General features: G+C 68.5%; 18 protein-coding genes and 2 pseudogenes. 5 read left to right on the forward strand and 15 right to left on the reverse strand.

Annotated features, from left to right (window positions below):
* Positions 1–4: 4 nt before the first annotated feature.
* Positions 5–724 carry an aspartate/glutamate racemase family protein gene (locus tag ACKTSN_RS34640; protein WP_409472721.1) on the forward strand — a complete coding sequence of 240 codons (720 nt, stop codon included), beginning with the start codon at positions 5–7 and terminating at the stop codon, positions 722–724.
* Between the two features lie 8 nt (positions 725–732).
* Here the strand turns inward: ACKTSN_RS34640 and ACKTSN_RS34645 are convergent, their stop codons facing one another.
* From ACKTSN_RS34645 to ACKTSN_RS34660, 4 genes and pseudogenes are all read right to left on the reverse strand, one after another.
* A complete protein-coding gene (locus ACKTSN_RS34645; RefSeq protein WP_409472722.1) occupies positions 733–1,179 on the reverse strand; it encodes a GNAT family N-acetyltransferase in 447 nt (148 codons plus the stop codon).
* Positions 1,176–1,844, reverse strand: coding sequence for a GNAT family N-acetyltransferase (locus tag ACKTSN_RS34650; RefSeq protein ID WP_409472723.1), 669 nt, complete (start codon positions 1,842–1,844; stop codon positions 1,176–1,178). The genes ACKTSN_RS34645 and ACKTSN_RS34650 overlap by 4 nt, the downstream gene beginning before the upstream one ends.
* Positions 1,845–1,909: 65 nt before the next feature.
* Positions 1,910–2,599 (reverse strand): hypothetical protein, encoded by a 690-nt coding sequence (locus ACKTSN_RS34655; protein WP_409472724.1) that lies wholly within the window; start codon positions 2,597–2,599, stop codon positions 1,910–1,912.
* Positions 2,600–2,679: 80 nt separating this feature from the next.
* Positions 2,680–3,672 (reverse strand): annotated as a pseudogene (locus tag ACKTSN_RS34660) (3'-5' exonuclease); the annotation flags it as partial.
* Between the two features lie 140 nt (positions 3,673–3,812).
* Here ACKTSN_RS34660 and ACKTSN_RS34665 point away from each other — a divergent pair.
* Positions 3,813–4,013, forward strand: coding sequence for a hypothetical protein (locus ACKTSN_RS34665; RefSeq protein WP_409472725.1), 201 nt, complete (start codon positions 3,813–3,815; stop codon positions 4,011–4,013).
* A gap of 634 nt (positions 4,014–4,647) precedes the next feature.
* On the opposite strand, the gene ACKTSN_RS34670 is transcribed toward ACKTSN_RS34665, so the two are convergent.
* From ACKTSN_RS34670 to ACKTSN_RS34690, 5 genes are all read right to left on the reverse strand, one after another.
* A complete protein-coding gene (locus ACKTSN_RS34670) occupies positions 4,648–5,592 on the reverse strand; it encodes a hypothetical protein (protein WP_409472726.1) in 945 nt (314 codons plus the stop codon).
* Positions 5,593–5,634: 42 nt separating this feature from the next.
* Positions 5,635–6,771: an AAA family ATPase gene (locus tag ACKTSN_RS34675; protein WP_409472727.1), complete on the reverse strand. Its 1,137-nt coding sequence runs from the start codon at positions 6,769–6,771 to the stop codon at positions 5,635–5,637.
* Positions 6,768–8,057, reverse strand: coding sequence for a DUF262 domain-containing protein (locus tag ACKTSN_RS34680; protein ID WP_409472728.1), 1,290 nt, complete (start codon positions 8,055–8,057; stop codon positions 6,768–6,770). The genes ACKTSN_RS34675 and ACKTSN_RS34680 overlap by 4 nt, the downstream gene beginning before the upstream one ends.
* 93 nt (positions 8,058–8,150) lie before the next feature.
* Positions 8,151–8,351 (reverse strand): DUF397 domain-containing protein, encoded by a 201-nt coding sequence (locus tag ACKTSN_RS34685; protein ID WP_409472729.1) that lies wholly within the window; start codon positions 8,349–8,351, stop codon positions 8,151–8,153.
* A gap of 219 nt (positions 8,352–8,570) precedes the next feature.
* The gene (locus tag ACKTSN_RS34690; protein ID WP_409472730.1) at positions 8,571–9,476 is read right to left on the reverse strand and encodes a helix-turn-helix domain-containing protein; all 906 of its coding nucleotides are present in this window, start codon (positions 9,474–9,476) and stop codon (positions 8,571–8,573) included.
* A 444-nt stretch (positions 9,477–9,920) separates the two neighbouring features.
* On the opposite strand from ACKTSN_RS34690, the gene ACKTSN_RS34695 reads away from it, so the two are divergent.
* Positions 9,921–10,049: a hypothetical protein gene (locus ACKTSN_RS34695; RefSeq protein WP_409472731.1), complete on the forward strand. Its 129-nt coding sequence runs from the start codon at positions 9,921–9,923 to the stop codon at positions 10,047–10,049.
* A 203-nt stretch (positions 10,050–10,252) separates the two neighbouring features.
* Here the strand turns inward: ACKTSN_RS34695 and ACKTSN_RS34700 are convergent, their stop codons facing one another.
* The gene (locus ACKTSN_RS34700; protein ID WP_409472732.1) at positions 10,253–10,711 is read right to left on the reverse strand and encodes an ATP-binding protein; all 459 of its coding nucleotides are present in this window, start codon (positions 10,709–10,711) and stop codon (positions 10,253–10,255) included.
* Between the two features lie 213 nt (positions 10,712–10,924).
* Between ACKTSN_RS34700 and ACKTSN_RS34705 the strand changes: the two genes are divergently transcribed.
* Entirely contained in the window at positions 10,925–11,755 is an 831-nt protein-coding gene (locus tag ACKTSN_RS34705; RefSeq protein ID WP_409472733.1) for a helix-turn-helix domain-containing protein, read from the forward strand.
* A complete protein-coding gene (locus ACKTSN_RS34710) occupies positions 11,752–11,955 on the forward strand; it encodes a DUF397 domain-containing protein (protein WP_409472734.1) in 204 nt (67 codons plus the stop codon). The genes ACKTSN_RS34705 and ACKTSN_RS34710 overlap by 4 nt, the downstream gene beginning before the upstream one ends.
* Here the strand turns inward: ACKTSN_RS34710 and ACKTSN_RS34715 are convergent.
* The 5 genes and pseudogenes from ACKTSN_RS34715 to ACKTSN_RS34735 form a co-directional block, all read right to left on the reverse strand.
* Positions 11,865–15,305: a hypothetical protein gene (locus ACKTSN_RS34715; RefSeq protein ID WP_409472735.1), complete on the reverse strand. Its 3,441-nt coding sequence runs from the start codon at positions 15,303–15,305 to the stop codon at positions 11,865–11,867. The two genes, ACKTSN_RS34710 and ACKTSN_RS34715, sit on opposite strands and share 91 nt — an antisense overlap.
* Entirely contained in the window at positions 15,302–17,062 is a 1,761-nt protein-coding gene (locus ACKTSN_RS34720; RefSeq protein WP_409472736.1) for a hypothetical protein, read from the reverse strand. Before ACKTSN_RS34720 ends, ACKTSN_RS34715 begins: the two co-directional genes overlap by 4 nt.
* 58 nt (positions 17,063–17,120) lie before the next feature.
* The gene (locus ACKTSN_RS34725; RefSeq protein ID WP_409472737.1) at positions 17,121–19,631 is read right to left on the reverse strand and encodes a DEAD/DEAH box helicase; all 2,511 of its coding nucleotides are present in this window, start codon (positions 19,629–19,631) and stop codon (positions 17,121–17,123) included.
* A gap of 211 nt (positions 19,632–19,842) precedes the next feature.
* Positions 19,843–20,274: pseudogene (locus ACKTSN_RS34730) on the reverse strand (protein kinase domain-containing protein); the annotation flags it as partial.
* 30 nt (positions 20,275–20,304) lie between these two features.
* On the reverse strand, positions 20,305–20,583 hold the full coding sequence (locus ACKTSN_RS34735; protein ID WP_409472738.1) for a hypothetical protein: 279 nt from the start codon (positions 20,581–20,583) through the stop codon (positions 20,305–20,307).
* Between the last annotated feature and the right edge of the window lie 39 nt (positions 20,584–20,622).

A 20,622-nucleotide genomic window follows, 5' to 3' on the forward strand; every position in this document is an offset into this window, starting at 1 on the left:
GCGAGTGCGGATCGTCGTCACCAACTGCAACACCACGCAGGAGATGACCGAGGAGATCGTACGAGGTGCCCGGGCCGCGGCAGGTCCGGGCACCACCGTGACCGGCCTGACCCCCTCCTGGGGCCCGGAGTCCGCGGAGGGCTGGCTCGACAGCTACCTGTCGGCGGCGGCTGTCCTGGACGCGCTGCGGACATACGAGGGGCCGCCGTACGACGCGGTCGTCATGGCCGGCTTCGGGGAGCACGGGCGCGAAGGCGCACGGGAGCTGCTGGACGTACCCGTCGTCGACATCACGGAGGCCGCGGCGCATCTGGCCTGCCTGCTGGGCCGGCGGTACGGCGTCGTCACCACGCTGGAGCGGTCGTGCGGGCAGATCGAGGACAGCCTGGAGACGGCGGGTGTGGGGCGCAACTGCGTCGCCGTCGTCGGCACGGGGCTGGGCGTCCTCGACCTCGGCGACACCGACCGTACCGAGGCCGCGTTCCTGGCGGCCGCCGAACGGGCGCGGGCGGCTGGGGCCGAGGTACTGGTGCTGGGGTGCGCAGGGATGACGGGGCTGCAGCGGGTGGTGGGGGAGAAGCTGGGAGTGCCGGTTGTCGACGGGGTGGGGGCGGCGGTGCGGTTGGCGGAGTCGCTGGTCGGGCTGGGGCTGACCACGAGCCGGGCGGGGAGTTATGCGAAGCCGGTGCGGAAGAGGCGGGAGTGGGGGCGGGGCGTGGGGTGACCGGGGGCTCACGGCCGCCACACGAACCGCACGTCCGGCTCCTGCTCCTCGTTCCCGCTGCCGTCGGTGCGCTCGACGGCGACGAAGCCGTGGCGTTCGTAGAAGCGGTGGGCAGGGGAGTTGACCTGGAAGGTCCACAGCGTCAGGCCCTGCGGACTGCGCTCCTTGGCGAGCGCGACGAACCGGTCACCGATGCCGCGGCCGCGCCAGTCGGGGTGGAGGTAGAGCTGGGACAGCTCGGCCCCGGCGAGCACCATCACGCCCACGACGCCGTCCGCCGACTCCGCGACCCAGGTCTCCCGGAGGGGCACCACGACCTCTTGGAAGTAGGCGCACACCTCGTCATCGGTGCGAGGTCGGACGACGGTGGGCAGCGCGGCGGCGAAGGAACGCAGCCAGACGTCGGCCGCAGGGCGCGCGTCGGCGGCTTCGGCCCGGCGCAGGACGACCATCATGAGCGCGCCCCGGAAGCGTGGGAGTAGGTGGGCGGTGGGAGGAGCGCGGGGACGGTGACGCGCTGGATCACGGGAGCTCCTGAGAGGGCCGACAGTGCACAACTCACCGATCCTCCAGCCCGGTTGCCGACCCCGCATCCGAATTTCCGCGTGCCCGCGTCACACGGCCGGGAGACCGTGGCGCAGCCGCCCGCGGTCGCTTCCGGCGACGAGGAGCGGGACGAGATACGACAGCCGGGCGGGCCCCAGCGCATGCTTCCACGACGTGACCCACAGCCCTCGGCCGAGGCGATTCCTTGCCGGCGGGCGACGGGATGGACGTACAGCGACGAGATGCGCACCGCGCCCGCGCCCACGGGCCAGGTGTCGACGGCGATGGTCCCCATGGGCCCGCCGCGTCCGCCGTCCGGCGAGCAGATCCAGTACCTCCTGCGGAAGTCGTCGTCGTGCCTGGGCTCACGCCCGTCCGAGCCCAGCCGGAGCCGCCACCGCTTCTCGCTCGACACGGTGAGCGACTCCGGGCCGACGCACTCGTCGAGGGCGCCTTCGGCGAGTGAGGCGAGGTCCCAGAGCCCGAACCGAAGGCCTTCACCGAGGGCGACAGGACACAACTCGGCGCGGGCCACGAGGCGTTCGTGCACGCGAGCGACTTGATCATCCTTCATGGGCCCGGAGCGTAGGGACGTGGCAACTGGTCGGCCCGGCGTCCTCGGAGCTTCACCCGGGGATGTCATCCGGGCGATGGACCGCACTCCCGTTCACGCAGCTGGCGTTCGCACTCCTGTGCAAGGTCCGGGTGCGCCTTGGAGATGGCCGCGTAGACCCTGCGCCGCAGCAGGTCCTCCGCAGCCGCGCGTCCGATGCGCCCGAACAACTCGTCGAGGATCTCGTCGTAGCGAGTCAGCCGATGGCGCAGGTAGTTGACCTTCCAGCGATCGAGCGCGCCGGGCTCGGCGCTCTCCACCGTGGCCGGATCCGCCACGTGCCTCGATCGCCGCAACGCCCGCTCCTCGTCCCGGCGATTGCGGTGGTCGACCGCCAGCGTCGCCAGCGTGTGCGGGGCGAGCCGCGGCACATCGATGGGTTCCGCCGCGATCCGCGCCAACACCTCCCGCCGCCTGCGCGGAGCGGCAGCCCGCGCGGCGGCGGACCGTCGCGCGGCAGCGGCGGAAGCGGCCCTGAACTCCTCGCTCCGCTCGGCGGCCTCGACGTGCTCGGTGCGGTAGAGGCGGGTCTGCGGGGCGGAGCGGAAGTACGGATTGGTGCGCAGTTGATCGGGTTCGCCGAGCAGTTGCCGCACCATGCCGGGAGTCCAGCCGCGAGCCCGTAGCCCGGCGGCGGACAGGTAGGCGCGGGTCGGCTGCGGGTCTTGGCCGGCGTGAGCCTCTTGACCCTTGTGATCCTTCTCGTGCGTCGTCATCACTGTTTCCCCGTCATCGTTACGCTGAGTGACGAGTTCATTGATGACGCGCACCACTGACAACGCGACGAAGTAGCAGGTCAGAGCAGCGGAGCCAGGAATCGGCTGGGCTTCCCGTGCCAGAAGACGGCAAGAGAATCTCGGGACCGTGTTGCGGCGACGAACAGGAGGGACCGTGCGCGCTGGAGTTCGCGTCGGTATCGCAGAGCGTCAGTGCGCTGCAGTGCGATCACCTCGTTGCGTGGGACAAGTCCCTCTGTCACTCCTGCGATGATCATGCGCTGGTATTCGAGTCCCTTGAAGCGGAACATGGTCCCGATGTGGACGCCTTCATCGCCACGAGGCCCGTCCGGACCGATTTCCACGGCTCTGATGCCCGCCTGGGCGAGGGTGACAGCCACCTCCTGCGCCATGGAGTTGGTGGGGGCGCAGATCGCGATCTGCTCCAGAGCAATGTCGTTCCAGGACGAGATCAGCGCCGCGATCTCCTCGCGCTCGGATTCCCAGTCCGGGCTCGCATGGAGAGCCGGGGGTGCGCCATTGAGCACGGACCGGTATCCGGCGAGGGTTTCCTGACTGCCGTCCAGGTCGTCGAAGGACTCGCCCTCGAGCACGCCGAGCGCGGATCCGAGAATCTGCCGCGTGGTGCGGTAGCTCAGGGTGAGCTTCGCGGACCGGCCGCGGATGTTGACGCCGAGACTGCCAAGGGTCACCTGGTTGTTGTAGATGCGCTGGTGTGTGTCACCGACGAGGAAGATGTCGTTCCGGTCGGGTGCGACCATGGCCCGCAGCATCTTCCAGTGGCCCGGCCGAAGGTCCTGGGCCTCGTCCACCACGATGTGCCGGTAGCGATGGAGCAGCCATCCTGCGGAGCCGTCCTGGAGGTGGATGTTGTCGAGGCCGCCTGCCTCTTCGCGGTGCCGCTCGACCGCCTGGATCCGCTGCTCGCGCTCCATTTCCAGACGGGCGGCCCGCTCGGCCACCTGGGCCCATGTCTGGCGGCCCAGGCGGTCCAGACGTTGGGTGAACTTCTCCGCCAGCTGCCAGATCTCGGCCCGCTCGGCTCGTCGGGCAGCTCCAGCGGCCGCCCGGGCTCCAACTCGTGTTCGGTCTCCTCCGACTGAGCGGAACCGTCATTTTCCTGGCCCGGCGACACATCAGGACGCCTGGAAGGAGCAGCCGTCAAGGCGTCGTCGTCCATGCGCCGCCGGGTTTGCCCGACACGCCGCACGACGGGCCGCAGGGCCCCCGCGACGGCACCGGCTCCGAAATCCCCGATCAGCGCACCGAGCGCGCCGACGGCGGCCGAGCCGAGGATCTCCCGCACCAGGCTGCGCCAGTCGCCGCCCGTGCGGGCAGGCGGAACGCCGGCCGACGCCGCGTCCTCGTCGGGGACGAGAGGTTCCGGATCTGAGGGCGCGAGGACGTTGATGTAAGGAATGTGATGCTGTGTGAGCATGCTGATGGCCTGCCGGCACGCGGACTCCGTCTTCGCGAACCCGTCGAGCCAGTCCGGTTCATTCGGACCAGGATCACGGACGCGCCGGTCGCCCACGCACACGTCGAAAAGGCCGTTGCGCCGTCCAGAAGCATGCCATCGGCGTTCACGGTGATGGCGAAGACCGCGGTCTCGCCCTTCGGCTGCCGTGCACCGGAATAGTCCTCGCCGTCCGCGCCGAAGTGTTCCTCGAGGGCACGGTGTACGGCGGACAGCGGGAAGACCCCGCCGTAGACCGTGTGGCGCCAGACTTCCTTCCGGGTGTCGATCCGCTCGCGCCGGAGGGGGTGAGCCGGTTCCCAGGGCAGCGCGGGCCATGGTTCCCCGGGACGGACATTCACCTGCTGGATCCACTCGCGCTCCGACACCCGGGCTCCATGCCGGGGAGGGGATGGCAGCTGGGGCGGACTGAAGAGCTCCACGGCTCGCCAGTAGTCGACGACTTCAGCACGCCGCTGTTGCTCCGCAGGCATCAGCCCCCCTGATTTCGTACCCGCGACCACCGAAGTGATCCGATCCAGTCGTCGTGGCTCATGGCCGGGCAGGGCCCTCAGTTGGACAGACGGTCGCTGCCGGGTTTGGCACCGACGTAAGCGAGGCGGAAAGCCTTCCGCTCGGGCACCAGGCGGAAGTACAGGCGCCCCTTGCCCGGTGTCATCCGGCCGTGCCAGGAGAAGCACGTGTCCCGGCCGTCGAGGTCAGGGTCGGGGAAGGTGCACAGATGGCGCCGGCTCTGCGACTCGGGAGTGATGTGCGGGTCCCGCCAGTCGGGTTCGGGAGAGCGGGCGAGGTCCCAGTGGTCGGCGGCCGTGGACTGGAGGTCGGCCAGGAGGTTGCGGACGGCGCGGAACCACTTGGGGTCGAGGGCGCGCAGGTCGCGGTCGAAGCGGGGCAGGCGCTCCAGTGCCGGGAAGAACTCGTCCCAGACGTCGAGGAGTTCGGCTGGGCTGGTGAGCGAGCCGAGCCCGGTGCCGCGCGCCCACGCCTCGTGTTCGTCGGCCTCGTTCGGGGTGGAGCAGTGCCGGACCCGGTCCTGCTCGGACTCGATGTCGTCCTCGCCGACGCGGACGACGTCGACGTCGAGCCAGGAGGCCGCCCATTTCGGGCTGACGGGCAGGCTGACGGCCATGCCGTCCACGAGGTGGGCGGCGCCGATGCCGGCGGCGCGGCGGCCGTCGTGGAAGTGCTCCACCTCTGCCGGGTCGTGCCCGGCGGCTTCGAGTACGCCGCGCAGGGCGCCCGGGGTGCGGTCGCGCAGGTTGAGGATGAGGCGGTGCCGCTCCTTGTTGAGGGGAGTGGCGTTCACCCACTGCTGGTAGACGTACCCGCGTGCGAGTTCGGCCGACTGGAGCGGGCTCTCGGTGACGAGCTCCACCTTCTGCCAGGTGCCGAGGCGCTTCAGCGTGGCCACGAACGTGGCCATGGCCTCGTCGACCTGTCTCGGACCCGCCTCGGACTGGCAGGACAGCTCGTTCAGGAATAACGACAGCGGCACTACGGCCCCCTCCCCAGAAGCGATGCGCAACGGCGACGACGGTCAGTCGAGGAGCTGTTCGAGGGAGTTCTCCCACTCGTCGAAGAAGCCCGCCGGCCAGTCGGAGAGGGTGCCGTCGTCGTGGATCTGCGGGCTGACGAACTCCGCTCGTTGTCCGTTGCGGCGGAAGTAGTGCACGGCGGTGGCGGAGGCGGGGATGACGCCGTTCTTGACCGCGAGGCGCAGGCCGTTGAGGACGTGGTCCGAGTGGGTCTCGACGATCAGTTGGGCTCCGGCGGCCGCTGCGGCGGCCATGAGGGCGGCCATACGGGACTGGCCGCGCGGGTGGAGATGGGCCTCCGGGTTCTCCAGCAGGATCAGGCTTCCCGGCCCCGCCGACAGGCAGGCGACGACGATCGGCAGGGCGTACGTGAGGCCGAAGCCGACGTTCGTGGGGCGGCGCCGGGCGGAGGAGTCCAGGCCCGCGGTGCCGTCGAAGCCGTAGCTGAGGCGCACGGAGTCGATGCCGGGGATCTCCGAGGCTTCGAGGTTGACGCCTGGACACAGCTCCTGCATCCACGCCACCACATGGTCCAGGACGGTGTGAGCATCCGCCCCGGGGTGGCGGAGCGGGCCCTCCGGCATGGGGTGCCGGGCATGGTGCCGGAGGTAGTTGACGGTGTGTTCGCCGCGCGCGCCGAGGAAGGCGCGGGCGATGGCCTGGTGATGGGATCGGGGGTAGCTGGTGGCAGGGACGATGCGGTCGGCCTTGAGATACTGGAAGCAGCGGCCGAAGAGCGAGCCGTCCTCCAGATAGCCCGAGGCCGAGTGAAGGGGGAGCACGTCCTGTTCGGGGGCGTACTGCGCGGTCCACTGGTGGGTCTGCCCGTCGTCTGTGCGCAACCTGATGCCGATCAGCGGAGTGGGCAGTCCCGGGGAACGCACGAAGTCCTCGTGGACCAGATCCTGTCCCGTCCCCAACTCCACCAGATCGCCGTTGAGAAGGAAGCCTCCCTGCTCCGAGTCACCGTCACTGGAGAACAGCGTGAGCGAGTCGTACGACTGGCGCAGCAGGGCGAAAGCCTGTAAGACCGTGCTCTTGCCCGACGAGTTGAGGCCTGTGAGCAGGGTGACCGGGGCGAGTGGGATGTCGGCCAACCGGAACGCCTTGAAGTTGGCCAGCGACAACCGGTCGATCACTGCGCACTGCCCCCGTTGCTGTCCAGAATCGTGCGGAAGAGATCGCGGACCTTGCCGAACCGGGTTCTGACCTTGGCACGGTCGCCTGTGCCGACGGATACGGCGCGCTCGAAATCCCGGTCCTTCATGAGCAGTTGGAAGTCCTCGATCACTTTCTCGCGGAAGGCTACCAGCGCGCCGCGGTCCCCATCGGAGAGTTCGGCCAGGTTGACCGTCACCGACTCGAAGAGGGCCTTGTTGATCGGCGAGCGCCGCGTCTGCCCTGGATACAGCTTGCGAAAGGCGTGCGCACCGAAGATCATCTCGGCCGCGTCCATCGCCCGTTTGAAGGACCAGGCGTGCGCCGCTCGTTCCTCATCGGACAGCCGGTTGATCTGCCGCATGGCGTGAGCGAGGAACTGGTCGAAGTCCTGGGCCCGGAAAGTGTCCGGGGAGGTGAGCCGGAAGGCCAGAGCGCGCAGGACCATCTCCTGGTCGGCCATGCGGGCGCTGGGGATGCTGCCACCCGTCGCCGACACGAACGCCTCCGACTCGGCGAGCGAGGACAGCAGCTGCCGTGCCGGCCCCGGGATCAGCGCGTGCCGGAGCTCCTGGCGGGTGAGCGGGAGGCCGCCGGTGTTGATCCGGGCGAAGATGTTGAACTTGACCTCTTCCGGAGTGCCGGGCCGGATGACGTGGACGACGACCTGTGTCTCGTTCAGACGGATCTGGAGCCGCCCGGTGAGGTCGTCGTATCCCTTGCCCTCGAAGTCCTCGTACAGGTACTCCAGACCGCGCAGCCGCAGCGGACCCGCGTCGATCCCCGCCACCTCGGCCAGCGCCCGGGGCGCGATGAACCGGGCGATGGCCGTGAGCCGCTGGATGCCGTCGATGATCGCCCAGTCGCTGTCCTCCGTCTCGGCCGCGTAGAACGAAGGGATCGGGATGCGCAGCAGCAGCGACTCGATCAGCCGGCTCTGCTGCTCGTCCGACCAGATCCCGGCATGCCGCTGGAAGTCGGGGGCGAGGTCGATCATGCCGTTGCTCAGCCGGGACATGAGCAGGTTGATGGTGGGGTTGAGGGTCTGGATCTCGATCTTGGAGGGGTCGTACGGCGCGGTGATCTGGTCCGCCGCGTCCTCCGACTCGGGGTCCGGAAGCTCCAGTTCCAGGTCGATCGCCCGCCCGTCGGGGCCCACCTCGACCCGGAACCCGCCGCTGTCCTCGGCGTCGTCCATGTAGCGACTGAACAGGGACGCCTGCTCCCGCGCCGCCTTACGGCTGCCGATGCTGTCCTCCTGCGACATGTGCCCTCGTGTCCCGTCTCGCAGCCGGAATGGCCTCGTGGGTAGTACGTCGGTCCCGATTCTGCCCGACTGGCATGGGGGGCGCGTACGTCGTCAGGCGGCCCGCTGCGCTGCGGCACGAGAGATGTGGGCGAGGAAATGCTCCCAGGCGGAGAAGGAGAGCCGCAGGACGGGGCCGGCCGGTCGTTTCGAGTCGCGGACGAGGACGCGGGTGCGTGTGCGGGCGACTTCGACACAGTCGTCGTCGGTGGCGCCGCTGTACGTGCTTTTGTGCCAGACCGGTGAGGCGCCCACGGAACCCTCCTCGAACCTCGGCTGAGGCAGGGCTCCGGCCTGTGGCGCGGACCGTCCCGCCGGTGTGGTGGCGCTGGTGAACGGGCGGACAGCACCTTTTCTCAGGGTAACAACCGCTGCTGGGAAGGTGAATGGGCCGAATCACGCCAGGCTCCCAGGCCAGTCGGCACCTGCCGGGTGAGAGTGCCTCCAAGGGGTTCGCGTGCCCGCGAGCGTGCGCTACTCCTCAGGGGGCGTGTCCAGCAGGGCGGCGAGGTCGTCGGCGCCGTCGTCCATACGGCGGATGAGGCCGTGCATCAGAGTTTCCATGTTGCCGCTGACACTGAGGTCCTCAAGCTGCCAGAAGAGTTCCAGATAGCGTCGCGTCTCCTCGGGTTTGTTGGAAGCGACGGTTTCGCCGCGCGGGTTCTCCAGGTACAGGGAGTCGGGCATCTCCTCGCTGGCGAACTCGAAGAGTGTGAAGGGCCCTTGGAGACCGGGGTGCGCGCCGGCGGTGTAGGGGACCACCATGATGGTGACCTTGGGATGCTGGGACAGCTCGCCCAGACGCTTGAGCTGGGCTCGCATGACGCCGGGGCCACCGATCTGCCGGTGCAGGATGGCCTCGTCGAGGATGAAGTGCAGCTGCGGGCAGTCCTCGCTCTGCAGCAGGTCCTGGCGCGAGAGCTGCGCCTCCAGCCTGCGCTCTTCGGTCTCATTGAGCGTGGACCCGCTGCCGTAGGCCGTGGCGATCGCTCGGGCGTACTCCTCTGTCTGCAACAGCCTGGGCAGCTGAAGGGAGTTGAAGTAGCGGCCGACCGACGCCGACGCCTCAAGAGCGAGGAACTGGAGGAACTCGCCCCTGAAGACGTCCCGGTACTCGGCGAAGGGCATCTTCCGGCTGCCGCGCGCCAGGTCGAGCAGGGACTCGATCTGGCGTCGGTCGCTGATGCCGTACGCGGCCAGCAATGGCCTGAGGTCGTTGACGGAGATGCTGACCTCGCCCGACTCGATGCGCAGCAGCTTCGAGGGGGACCACTCCATCTGCTTGGCCACTTGCCGCTGCGACAGGCCGGCACGTGTGCGTGCCTTGCGCAGCTCCGTCCGAAGCTTGAGACGCTGCTCGGCCGCACTTGGCGCGCTCATGATGGCTGTACCTCCTTTTGAGGGATGCGGTGCGCAAGCTAGCAGATAGCAACGTACCTGACGGCAAGCTCCCATCGGCTGCTGTTCTATGTCATTGACGCACGTCAGGCTGCTGGCCGACTGAGCGAGCCAGCTCTCCAGAGCAGTACAGATTGCTATCTAGCAGATTGCGATGCATCCATGTGGGGGGCCCGGATAGTGGGTTGATTTATGGGAGCACCCTATACCTGGCCTGGACAACAAGCTACTCTGCGAGTAAGGCCGCGCACGCCTCAACACCCTTTCGGCGTAAGGAGGATGCAGTCGCGGTAGCGGCCTGCACGGGTCGGCTCGGATCCGACCGGAGTTCATCCGTCCTTGGCGACGACCGCACCACGGTCGCGGATTGCCGCGGCGTCCACGACCTGCGTGGGGCCGGTGTGTCGACGAGGAGAGGAGGACACCGTGGAAGAGGAGCCGACACCAGGACGCCGTCGCATCATGCTGCGCAGGGTCGCACTTGCGGCCCAGCTGGTGAGTATCGCCCTGACGATCATCAGGATCGTGAGGGAGTGGATTCTGCCCAGCGTGTGACAGCAGTCGACCCCGGCTGAGAGCCGGGGCCGGATGCGCGGGTCCGGTTCGGCGGAGCCCCATTCCGAAGTCGCTTGGCCAGCATTCAGGGTGGGGTTCCGTCTCACGGGAACCTGCAATTCATCCATTGTGCCCGCACCGCCGCCGCGTGGCGAGACTTCCGGCATTTGGTCCACACCACTTGCGTCATGGTCCGGTGGGGGTTAGGGGCGGCCGTGGAGGATACCGGGGTACGGCGCGTGCAGCTCGGCCCAGACTGTCTTGCCGGGGGCGGTTGGGCGAGGGGTGACGCCCCAGTCGTGGGCGAGGGCCGCTACGAGGAGGAGGCCTCGGCCGGATTCCGCGTCGGGGGCCGGGGGAGTGGGCGTGGATGCGGGCGTCGGGTGTTTCTCGGTGCGGGTGTCGGTCACCTCGATGCGGAGGGTGTCGGCGGTCGCGGTGAGGCGGAGGTGGAAGTCGCGGCCGGGGACGTGGCCGTGGCGTACGGCGTTGGCGGTGAGCTCGGCGGTGATCAGGGTGAGGGTCTCGTTGGTGGGGGTCGTGTAGGGGTGGCCCCAGTCGTTCAGGCGGTGCGAGACGAGACGGCGGGCGAGGCGGGCGCCGCGAGGGGTGGAGGTGAACTGCATGGCGAACTCGTGTGCGGGTGCGGTGGGTTGTGGCATATGCCCATGTGGGGGAGTTGCTGACTTCATGCCGTAAACAGTCGTGTCCTGTGCGTAGCTTTGAACAGGAGCGATGCGCTGACGGGTGCGGGCTGTATGCGTCGGCGGTGCGCTTGTACGCGGTGCGGGGCGTGACCGGCTTCGGGGCCGCGCGTTGGGTGGAGTCCGGTGGCTTGTGGCCGGTGGCTGGGGCGGTGCGGGAGGAGTGGCGGCGTGAACGACGAGGTTCAGCAGCCGGAGTACGAGTTCGGGGCGGGCATTCTGGTCGTGTTCGGGCGGCAGTTGAAGCTGTGCCGGGAGCGGGCGGGGATGGATCGGGCGCAGTTCGGTTCGCTGACGGGGTACTCGGCGTCGACCATTGCGTCGTTCGAGCAGGGGAGGCGGATTCCGCCGCCGAAGTTCATCGATCGGGCGGATGAAGTGTTGGGGGCGGGTGGGGTGTTGAGTGCGAGTAAGGAGGAGGTGGGGCGGGCTCAGTATCCGGCGTTCTTTCGGGATGCGGCCAAGTTGGAGGCCGAGGCGGTTGAGCTGCACGTGTATGCCAACCAGGCCGTGCCTGGGCTCCTGCAGACGGAGGAGTACGCGCGGGCGATCTTCATGATGATGCGGCCGCCCATGGATGATGAGCTCATCGAACAGCGAGTGTCCGCCCGCCTGGCCCGGCAGGAGATTCTGTCCGGCCGCGATGCGCCGCTCGCCAGCTTTGTCGTCGATGAGGCCGTGTTGAGGCGTCCGATCGGAGGGCGGGGAGTCCTTCGTGGCCAGCTGGAGCACATCCTCCTGATGGGGGAACGGCGGAACGTCGAGATCCAGGTAATGCCGCTCGACCGTGAGGAAAACGCCGGTATGGCTGGCCCCTTCACCTTGATCGAAACGAAGGAAGGGCGGAGGATCGCGTACGTCGAGGTACAGAACGTGAGCCGCCTGCAGACAGAGCGGGAACGGGTTCGTGCGCTGGAGGTCAAGTACGGGATCATCCGGGCACAGGCCCTGACCCCTCGTGAATCATTGGCGTACGTAGAGAAGTTGCTGGGAGAGCCATGAACGCGGACGTACATAAGCTGGCCATAGACGAGTTGGCGTGGCGCAAGAGCAGCTACAGCAGCGAGGAAGGCGGCGAATGCGTCGAGGTTGCCGCCAGCGCCAGCAGGGTTCACGTCCGTGACTCGAAGGACACGAGCCGTCCCGGGCTGACCGTGCAGTCCTCCACCTGGACCGCGTTCGTCGAGTTCGCGGAGCTGTGACAACGGCAGAGCCCTCGGCAGGCGTGCGCTTGCCGAGGGCTCTGCGTATGCCCTAGCGGGGCCAGCGGCCGGCGGCGATCTCCGCGTCCAGGCGGGCCTGGAAGTGGGCGTGGGCGGCGCGCATTTCGGCTTCGCGGTCGGCCTTGTAGAAGGGGGCCTGGTAGCCGGCCGGGGGTGGGGTGTGGTCCGGGTCTTCCAGGTGCGCCATGAGGTCCAGGTAGTCCTGCTTGGTCTGGCCGTGGCCGTACGTGTTGAAGTCGGCAGCGATCTTGCGGCCGTTGGCGTCGAACCAGGTCGCCGACTCGTAGTCGTACAGCTGCGGGTAGCGAGACTTGAAGATCGCGGCGAGCTGGTCGGCTGTGATGCCGAGCCATACGGATACGAGGGCGTCGAGCTCGACGAGGGCGGCTCGGCGCTCGTGCTCGGTGCGGAAAGGGGTGCTGTACTCCCAGGTGGGCTTCAGGTTGGCGGCGAGTGGCCTCAGGTGGGGCCAGTGGGGGTTGGCCCAATCCTCGTAGCCTGCCCATTGGGGGTCGAACAGCTCCGTCCAGAGGGGGGGCGTAGTGGGTGGTTAGGGCGTTCAGGCGGAGGGTGCGGAGCAGTAGGGCAGGGGCGAGGGGGTGCTTCGGGTCGGGGGCCGGCATCTTGAGGGCTTCGGCAACCTGGAGAATCGGGCGGCCGATGATGCGCAGCACGTAGTCGAGGGGCAGTGATGCCCAGAAGCCCGTGTTGAGGGCCGTCAGACGCTCATCTGCCAGGGCCGTCGAGTGCACGGTATGGACGTGTGCAGGACCGGGCGGGATGAGGGCGGCGTGCAGGCAGCGGCTACTGTCAAAGGGGATCATGGCTCGCCAGGCCAGCCGGAAGTACGTGGTGAACGGCCTTCCGAGCCAGGAGTCCTGGGCTGCCAGGTACGTCGCCTCGTCGGCGGCACGCACATAGTTGGTCACGGGGACGCATACGTCGGGCAGTTCCGTAGGCACGAGCAGGTCCCAGTCCCTGTTGCTCCGACATGGGATCCTCGGCTCCTTCGAGAAGGGAAGCGCCGATGCGAAGTGTGGCCCTTGGATGATGACGTCCGAGAGTTCGGGGACGGTCTGGTTGCCCCAGCGGATCAGACCGTCCTTCTTGGCGTTGGCTTCGTCATATCCCCGCGTGATCATCGGGCGGTAATCGGCCAGGCTGCTGCCATAGGCAGCCAGAGCCTCGATTGCCCCTTGCTCGCCAATAAGGACCGGGTACAGCAGAGGGGTCTGTGTTACTTCACCCGTTGAGCCCCTCAGGGCCTGCCAGCTGGTCAGCAGCGCAGTGTTCACATGCACCACGCGGTCGCGGTGCGGCCGGATGTCCCATGAGCCGTTGTGCTTGATGCCGGGCGTCGCGCCTTGTCCATCGTGGGCCAGCGAATCGGGCAGGACATCGGCGCCGCGGAGCTCGCTGAGGTGCAGGAAGTCAGGCTCCTGCGGCGAGCCGTAGATGTGCATTCCGAATTCCGCGGAGCGGTTTAGATCTTCGAAGGCCCAGTTCGCCGAGTTGACGAAATGCGCATGAACCCGGAGATGCCGGTACGCGGCGGCCCGGATGGCGCCCTCACGCACACCTCCGAAGTGTGTGTCCGGATGGATCAGGCCCGCGCTGCCTTGTGGTGCGATGTGCTGCCATACCTGAGCCATGAAGGCCCGGTAGAGGTCACCCTGGGTACCAAGCAGGAGCGGATACGTTGCCTGGCTGCCCATCACAGCAACGGTCCCCGCATGCACGGCCAGTACGTCGAGGACTAGACCTTGACCTCCCCCAGGTGTCCCGAGGACCTCCTCCTTACGCAGCCGCCACTCCGCTGCACTCGGCTTCTCCGCCAGAACAAACCACGGCTCCAACTCCGCCAGAACCTGGTCCTCCTGCCACCGAGGCCGAACCCAAGGCGGATTCCCCACCTGCAAGTCAAACCCGCCCGCCCGCGCAAACACCTGCGCGAACTCCAACTCCCAGTGAAAGAACCCCTGCTGCCCAGCGACATCCCTCGCCACCGCCGCCCACGGGTACCGCTCCTCCAGATGATGGGCCAGATCCATCCCCATCAAATCCGGCAACGCATCCTCATACGGCTCCAGCTCATCCAGCCGCTCGAACTCCGAAATCAGCGAATCCGCCGGAACATCCCGCTTCCCCAGCAAGGACTCCGCGAAGTCCAGCCAATCATCAAGATCAGCCAACGGAACCACGGCCCGGCGCTGCTCCGTCACCGCTTCCTTGCGCCGCCCAGTCCGCCGCTTGTCCAGGTCCTCCCGGGTAAGCGAAAGCTGCTCGGCCTCGACACCAAAGCCAGGCAGTGCCTCCGCCTCCCAACTCATGAGAATCCCGTCGCCCTCACCGACGACCTCGGCCAAGCCCCCCTCCACCAGCTCAGCCGCCCGCCGATACCCCTCATGCGCCCCGTCCAGCAACGAAGCACTCTGCACCGGCCAGAACCAAAGCGCACACCACGCATCCATCAGCGTCTTCAACCGCCAATAGGGCGTGTCAACGGCCTCCAGATCCGCCAGCACCGCACCCCGCTGAACCGCCACCTCAGGCGCCCGCAGCCACCCGCCCTCCGCGCCCCACACATCGATCCGCCGCGAGATGTCCCGCTCGGAGATCTCCAGGTGTCGTACGACAAGCCCCCACAGGTACTCGACCCTCCGTGCGAGCCCCTGCAACTGCTCCGTCTGCTTCTTCGACGGCGATTTGGTGATCGCCTTCCGCCAAGCACCCAGCGCCTTGGCCTCCTCCGGCGCCAGCGCCTTGGCCTCCTTCTCGGCGGCCACCGCGCCCCACTCCTTCGCGGGCAGCAGGAAGTGATGAACGGCCCCCACCGGAAGCCCGGCCCCCGCCACCGCCTCCATCAGCGGAAAGCGCTCAGGTGTGGCCCCCAGCCAGCCCCCCTTCTTCAGCCTCTCGGCGGCATAAACCTCCCGCCTTCCCCCGATCAGCGAGTTACCGCGCCGCAGATGCAGCCCGAACCAGGGCGCCTCCATCCCCGGATGCATCGTGTTGAGCCACAGCGAGACCTCCGCCAGCTCCACGGCCGTCGAATTGAGGTCCACGCCGTAGGAGTTGTGCAGCGCGATGTACGCCTTCACCTTCTGCAGCTCGACGGCGTACTTCTCCGTGTCGACGGGAACACCCAGCTCGTCCTGCCGCCGCCGCAGATACTCCACCGCCACCTGGTCGATGGCTTCGTTCAGGAATGCGCCCGAGCCCAGCGCCGGTTCGCAGATCTTCCAGTCCAGCAGCTCCCGCGCCGGCGTCACCCCACAGTCCTGATCCAGCCGATGCTGCAACGCCAACTGTACGGTCACCTTGGTCAAGGACACCGGCGTGTAGTACGACGCCGACGTCTGCCGGTCACGCCCCGACAGTCGGTACACGAACGATCCCGGCCGGTACCGGACCCGCACCTCCTCGCCCGTCTCCTCGTCCCTCCGCCGAACGAAGGCCGAACGAAGACCGAGTCCGGATACTCGTCCGCCTTCGACGCCGGAACCAGCCAGGAGCCGTCCTTCGAGTAACCCCCCTTGGCGACCTCGTACAGCTCCTCGCCCGCCACGAACCCCGTGTACGACATCAACCCCTCGTACACGGCCCCGAGTTGGTTGATGCCGAGCTGCGCGTACGAGATGAAGCCACCCCGCTCGCCCTTCTTGCCCCGCGTGAGCATCAGCAGCCGCAGCACGCGGTACAAGGTCGCGTTGCGCAGCCGCGTGTCCACGTACCGCGCCTCACCCGTCTCGTCCTCGTCGAAGCGCGGGTCCTTCACCGAACTACGCCCGATGAGCCGGATCGACTCCGGCTCGAAGAGCTTGGAGTGAAGGGGCTCGAAGCGCAGCCCGATGTCCTCCGACTCGAGCGACTCGCGCTCCTCCTCCGCCGCCTTCCCGTGCGTCCGGCGCGAGCGGTAGCCCTCCTGGACCATACGGAAGAGCAGGTCGAGGGAGTCGTACAAGTACGTGCCCTCGCGTGCCTTCTCGCCCACCAGGTCTCGCTCCGCGACCAGCTCACCCAGCCGTCCCAGCCCATACCCCTGGTGGTACTCCGGGTAGTCGGAGGGCAGGATGCCCAGCTCCGGTCGGGCCTCCGCGTACAGCAGGAACAGGATCCGGTACAGGTACCGCAGCGACTCCCGCGTCAACTGACGTGACAGTTCCGGCAGTTCTGCAACATCCTCCGGCCGGACACCCGCCCCCCGGATCCGCTCCAGCACCTCGTTCGCGATCAGCTCCACGGACAGCCGCAGTCCGTCCCGCAGATCACTCGACACACCCACCGCATGCTTCGTCGACTTGTCGACCAGCCCGGCGAGCGGGTTCTCGCCGCCCTCCTCCGGCGTCCGCAGCGAGTCCGCGCCGAACAGGGCCGCCAGCGTGTCCAGTTCACCGCCCGCGCGCGTGTCGTTGCGCTCCAGCGCCGCGTCCAGGGACGCCGCCAGATAGCGACCCTCGCCCCACACCGCCCGGTCGGCCAGCACCACCACGCCACCCACCAGGAGCAGCACATACCGCGGCGCGTCCTCGCACGCGAACAGGAACGACGCCAGCTTCGACCCCGTCGACACCTCGTCGGAGCCGTCCAGCTGGAGCCGGTGCAGCAGGCGCCCCGGCCCGTCCGGGTCCAGCGCCGCGTCCGGCTCGGCGGCACACCCGCAGTCCAGGGCCACCAGCCCCGGCTCGGCATGCGCGACCTGCACCTCATACGTGTGGTCGGCGCGCTCCACTGTCAGCGTCTGCGGCTTGGCGTCGTACCCCAAAGCCCGCAGCACATCCGCGTTCAGTGCCGCCGCCCGCTCACGCCACACACCCGAGTCGTACGTCGTCGCGTCGTCCGGCTCGGCCGCCGCCTCCGCGAAGAACGCGCGCGCCTTGAAGAACGGCCGACGCAGCTCACGCAGGCCCACGCGCGGCGTCACGGGGAGGACGTCCTCGGCGCCGTCGGCCTCCGCCCCGCGCACCGCCTCCTCCCGCTCCTTCCAGGTCGCGAGCAGGCCCGACTTGAGGTCCTTCGGGAAGACCTCGGCCAGGTAGTGCGCGGAGAAGTAGTCGCCGCGGTTGACGAGTGAGTCGTACGACATGACGGGCAGGACCTCGGGGAATCGGGCGATCGGACGTCGGGGCGATCAGGCGGGACGATCAGGCGGTGGAATCGAGGACGGCGAGGACCCGGAGCATCGGGCGGCCGGTGGTCAGCAGCGAGTCGGCGAGGCCGGCCAGGTCGTTCTTCGTACGCTCGCCCGCCAGGGTCGGCTGCTCCCAGTCGCCCAGGCGTCGCCTGTACTTCTCGATCGGGCCGGCCAGCGCCCTGTCCCACTCGCTGCTGTGCTGCCGTAGGAAGCGCTCGGCCGCCTCCAGGGCACCCGGGATGCCGCTGCTCAGCAGGTCGAGGTCGTGGCCGTGCAACGGGTTGGCCATGGTCGGGCCGACGCCCGCGCGGCGCAGTACGCCCACCATGTCGTCAGTCACCTCCCCGGCCTGTACGGCCATCCACTTCACCACGGTCGGGCGGCCCAGCGCGTTGGAGAAGATGCCCTGGATCAGATACGTCGGGGCCTCGACGTCCGCCGTGATGACCGGGGCCTCCTGGCGGCCCAGCCGCACCAGCACCTTGTCCGTCAGCCACTCCACGACCGGGTGGAGGTCGGTGAGGAGCGAGATCTCCGGCCAGCTGGAGGAGGACGACTCCCTGGCCCGTACGAGGGAGAGGTCGGCCAGCTTGCGGTTCAGGGTCACCAACAGGCGCTCGTGCAGGCGCTGTTCGCGACGGTAGTCCGGCGGGAGGGCCTTCATTCGGTGGGTCAGGTCGGACGGCGGCCTGAAGGAGATCAGGCCCGTCTCCGGGTCCTCGTCCAGTTCCAGCTGCCGCTGCGCGTCCGGGAAGACCTCGCGGATCGCCTCGTCGATGAATTCACGGGTGCCGGTGAAGAGGCGGGGTACGTCGGCGGGGGCGGGCGGTGCCTCGCCGTCCGCGTCGACGTCCTCGGGGTCGGCACTCACCGCGCCGAAGAAGTCCGCCAGGAGCTCGGTGCCGGAGTCCTCGGCGGCCGCCGCGCTGGCCGTCGCGTCCAGGGACTCGTCCACCGTACGGCCGCGCAGCAGATCCTGGATCAGGGACTTCTCCTCCGCCTCCGCGCGGTAGAGCCCGGAGACCGCCTCCGCCGTGCCCAGGCTGCGGTGCGCCTCGTCCTCACGCTCCAGCAGGCGCTCGGCGACCGTACGGTCGTCCTTCGCGCCGTCGACCTCGCTGGTGAGGATCAGCGCGCGGAACTGAGGTCGGTGCGCCTGGCCGTAGCGGTCGATACGGCCGTTGCGCTGCTCGATGCGGATGAGGGACCAGGGGACGTCGTAGTGGATGAGCTGGTGGCACTGGCGGTGCAGGTTGACGCCCTCGGAGGCCACGTCGCCCGTGAAGAGCAGGCGTACGGGGGTGTCCGCGAGACCGAAGTCCTCGACGCACTGCATCTGCTGCTCGTCGGAGAGACCGCCGTGCATGACGCGCGCGGCCTCCTGCAATGCCCTGCCCTTGAAACCGAGGGCCGCCGGGACCGTCCTGCGCAGCCACTCCAGGGTCTGGACGCGCTCGGAGAAGACGACGACCCGGGTGTCGCTCCGGGGTCCGACGCCGATCTCGCGGAGCTGCTCCACCAGGGCCTGGAACTTCGCCGAGTCCGTCTCCGACATGACGAAGGTGAGGTCGCCCAGGCGCCGGAGCGCGGCCAGCTCGGCCTCCGGCGCCGGGCCCTCCTTCGCCTTCAGGGTCCTGATGCGCGCGTCGACCGTCGCGGCCAGCGCCACGTGCGAGGAGAGGAAGGACTTCAGGAGCGTGTACGGGAACAGACGGCTCTCACTCACCGAGGTCTTGTCCGAATCCTGCGGGAGCCACACCTGCGCCAGTTCCTCGAAGATCTTCTCCTCGGCGGGGGTCGCTGCGCAGTGCACCGACGTGCTCGGGCCACGGTCCGCCCACTGGCCCTTCATCTGCTCGCGGACCTCGGGGCTGATCTTCGTACGCCGGATGAAGAGGTGCTCGATGTCCTTCGCCTCGTAGCGCTCGGGGTCGCGGATCGCGGCCGGGTCGAGGAGGGAGATCAGCTCGGCGAAGGAACGGGCGTCGCCGTTGTGCGGGGTGGCCGAGGCCAGGATGAGCGCGTCGGTCTGCGGGGCGAGGAGCCGGGCCAGCTGGTTGCGCAGCGAGCCGCGGTTGATGAGGTTGTGGGACTCGTCGATGACGACCGCGTCCCAGGTGATGCGCTCCAGGTGATGCTTGTACTGGTCGGTGTTCTTGAGCGTGTCGATGGAGACGATGACGCGCTTGAAGTACGTGAACGGGTTGCGGCCGGCCGGGATCTCACGCTGGATGCGCTCGATGCCGACCGAGTCGAGGCGGATCAGCGGAATCGCGAAACGGGTCCACAGCTCGTGCTGGAACTGCTCCAGGACATGCTGCGGCGTGACGACGAGGATGCGCTCGCCGCGGCCGCGGCGGATCAACTCCGCGAGCGTCAGACCGATTTCCAGGGTCTTGCCGAGGCCGACGACGTCCGCGATGAGCATGCGCGGGCGCAGGTTCCTGCCCGACAGGGCCAGCTGCGCCGGCCGATGCTGATAGGGGAGTGAGTCGAGCAGGAAGCTGTCCGCGAGGGCCACGCTCGGACTGGGGGAGGGGGACCGTAGGAACGGTCGTGCTCGGAGGCTGGAGGTCCGCGTCCTGCGGGATGGTCGGCGCCGCCGTGTGCGTGGTGAGGCGGCGCCGGGCCTGGGCGACCTTGAGCCCCTTGCCCTCGATCACGGTGCGGCACTGCTGGACGACGCTCTGGAGCGTGGGGCGGGCGGTCGGGTCGTACGCGAGCATCGCCGTCAGCAGGGGCACCAGCTCGTCCGGGACGCCGGTGAGGTCCGGTTGCGCCTCCGGCTTGGTGATCAGGTGGAAGAGGGCGTGGATGTTCTCGGCCTGGAAGGGATAGTGGCCCGTCGCCGCGTAGAGGAGGACGGCACCGAGTGCGTAGACGTCGACGGGCGCCAGGAGGGGCTTGACGCCGTTCGCCTGCTCGGGGGCCATGCAGGCGGGCGTACCCAGGACCGTGTTCGGCGCGGTCAGAGAGGCACTGGACTCGGTGAACACGGCGAGCCCGAAGTCGATGATCTTCGGGCCGTTCGGGCCGAGAAGGATGTTGGCGGGCTTGAGGTCGCGATGCAACAGCCCCTGCTTGTGGACACCGGAGAGGGCCTCGGCGAGCGTCGCACCGAGCGAGGCCACGAGCACCGTGGGCAACGGACCGCAGGTGTGCACATGCTTGCGCAGATCCGGGCCGTCGACGTACTAGGTGGCCAGCCAGGGCTGCTCCGCTTCCGGGTCCGCGTCCATGAAGGCGGCGATGCGCGGGCCCCAGACGGTCTTCAGGACCTCGACCTCCTGGGCGAAACGCAGCCGGGTCTCCGAATCGACCACCGACGGCTTGATGACCTTGACCGCGGCAGGCTCTCCGCCCTGTGACTCGCCGAGATACACCTGCCCCATGCCGCCGTGGCCGATCCGGCCGAGCAACTCGAAGTCGCCGAGCTGAGTCGGGTCCTCGGGGCTCAGCGGCGCCGCGTTCACGTGGGTCTCGTCCCTTCGCTCTGGTCATCCGGTTTGTGC

Origin of the sequence: Streptomyces flavusporus (assembly GCF_046267975.1) — a bacterium.
GTDB lineage: Bacteria > Actinomycetota > Actinomycetes > Streptomycetales > Streptomycetaceae > Streptomyces > Streptomyces flavusporus.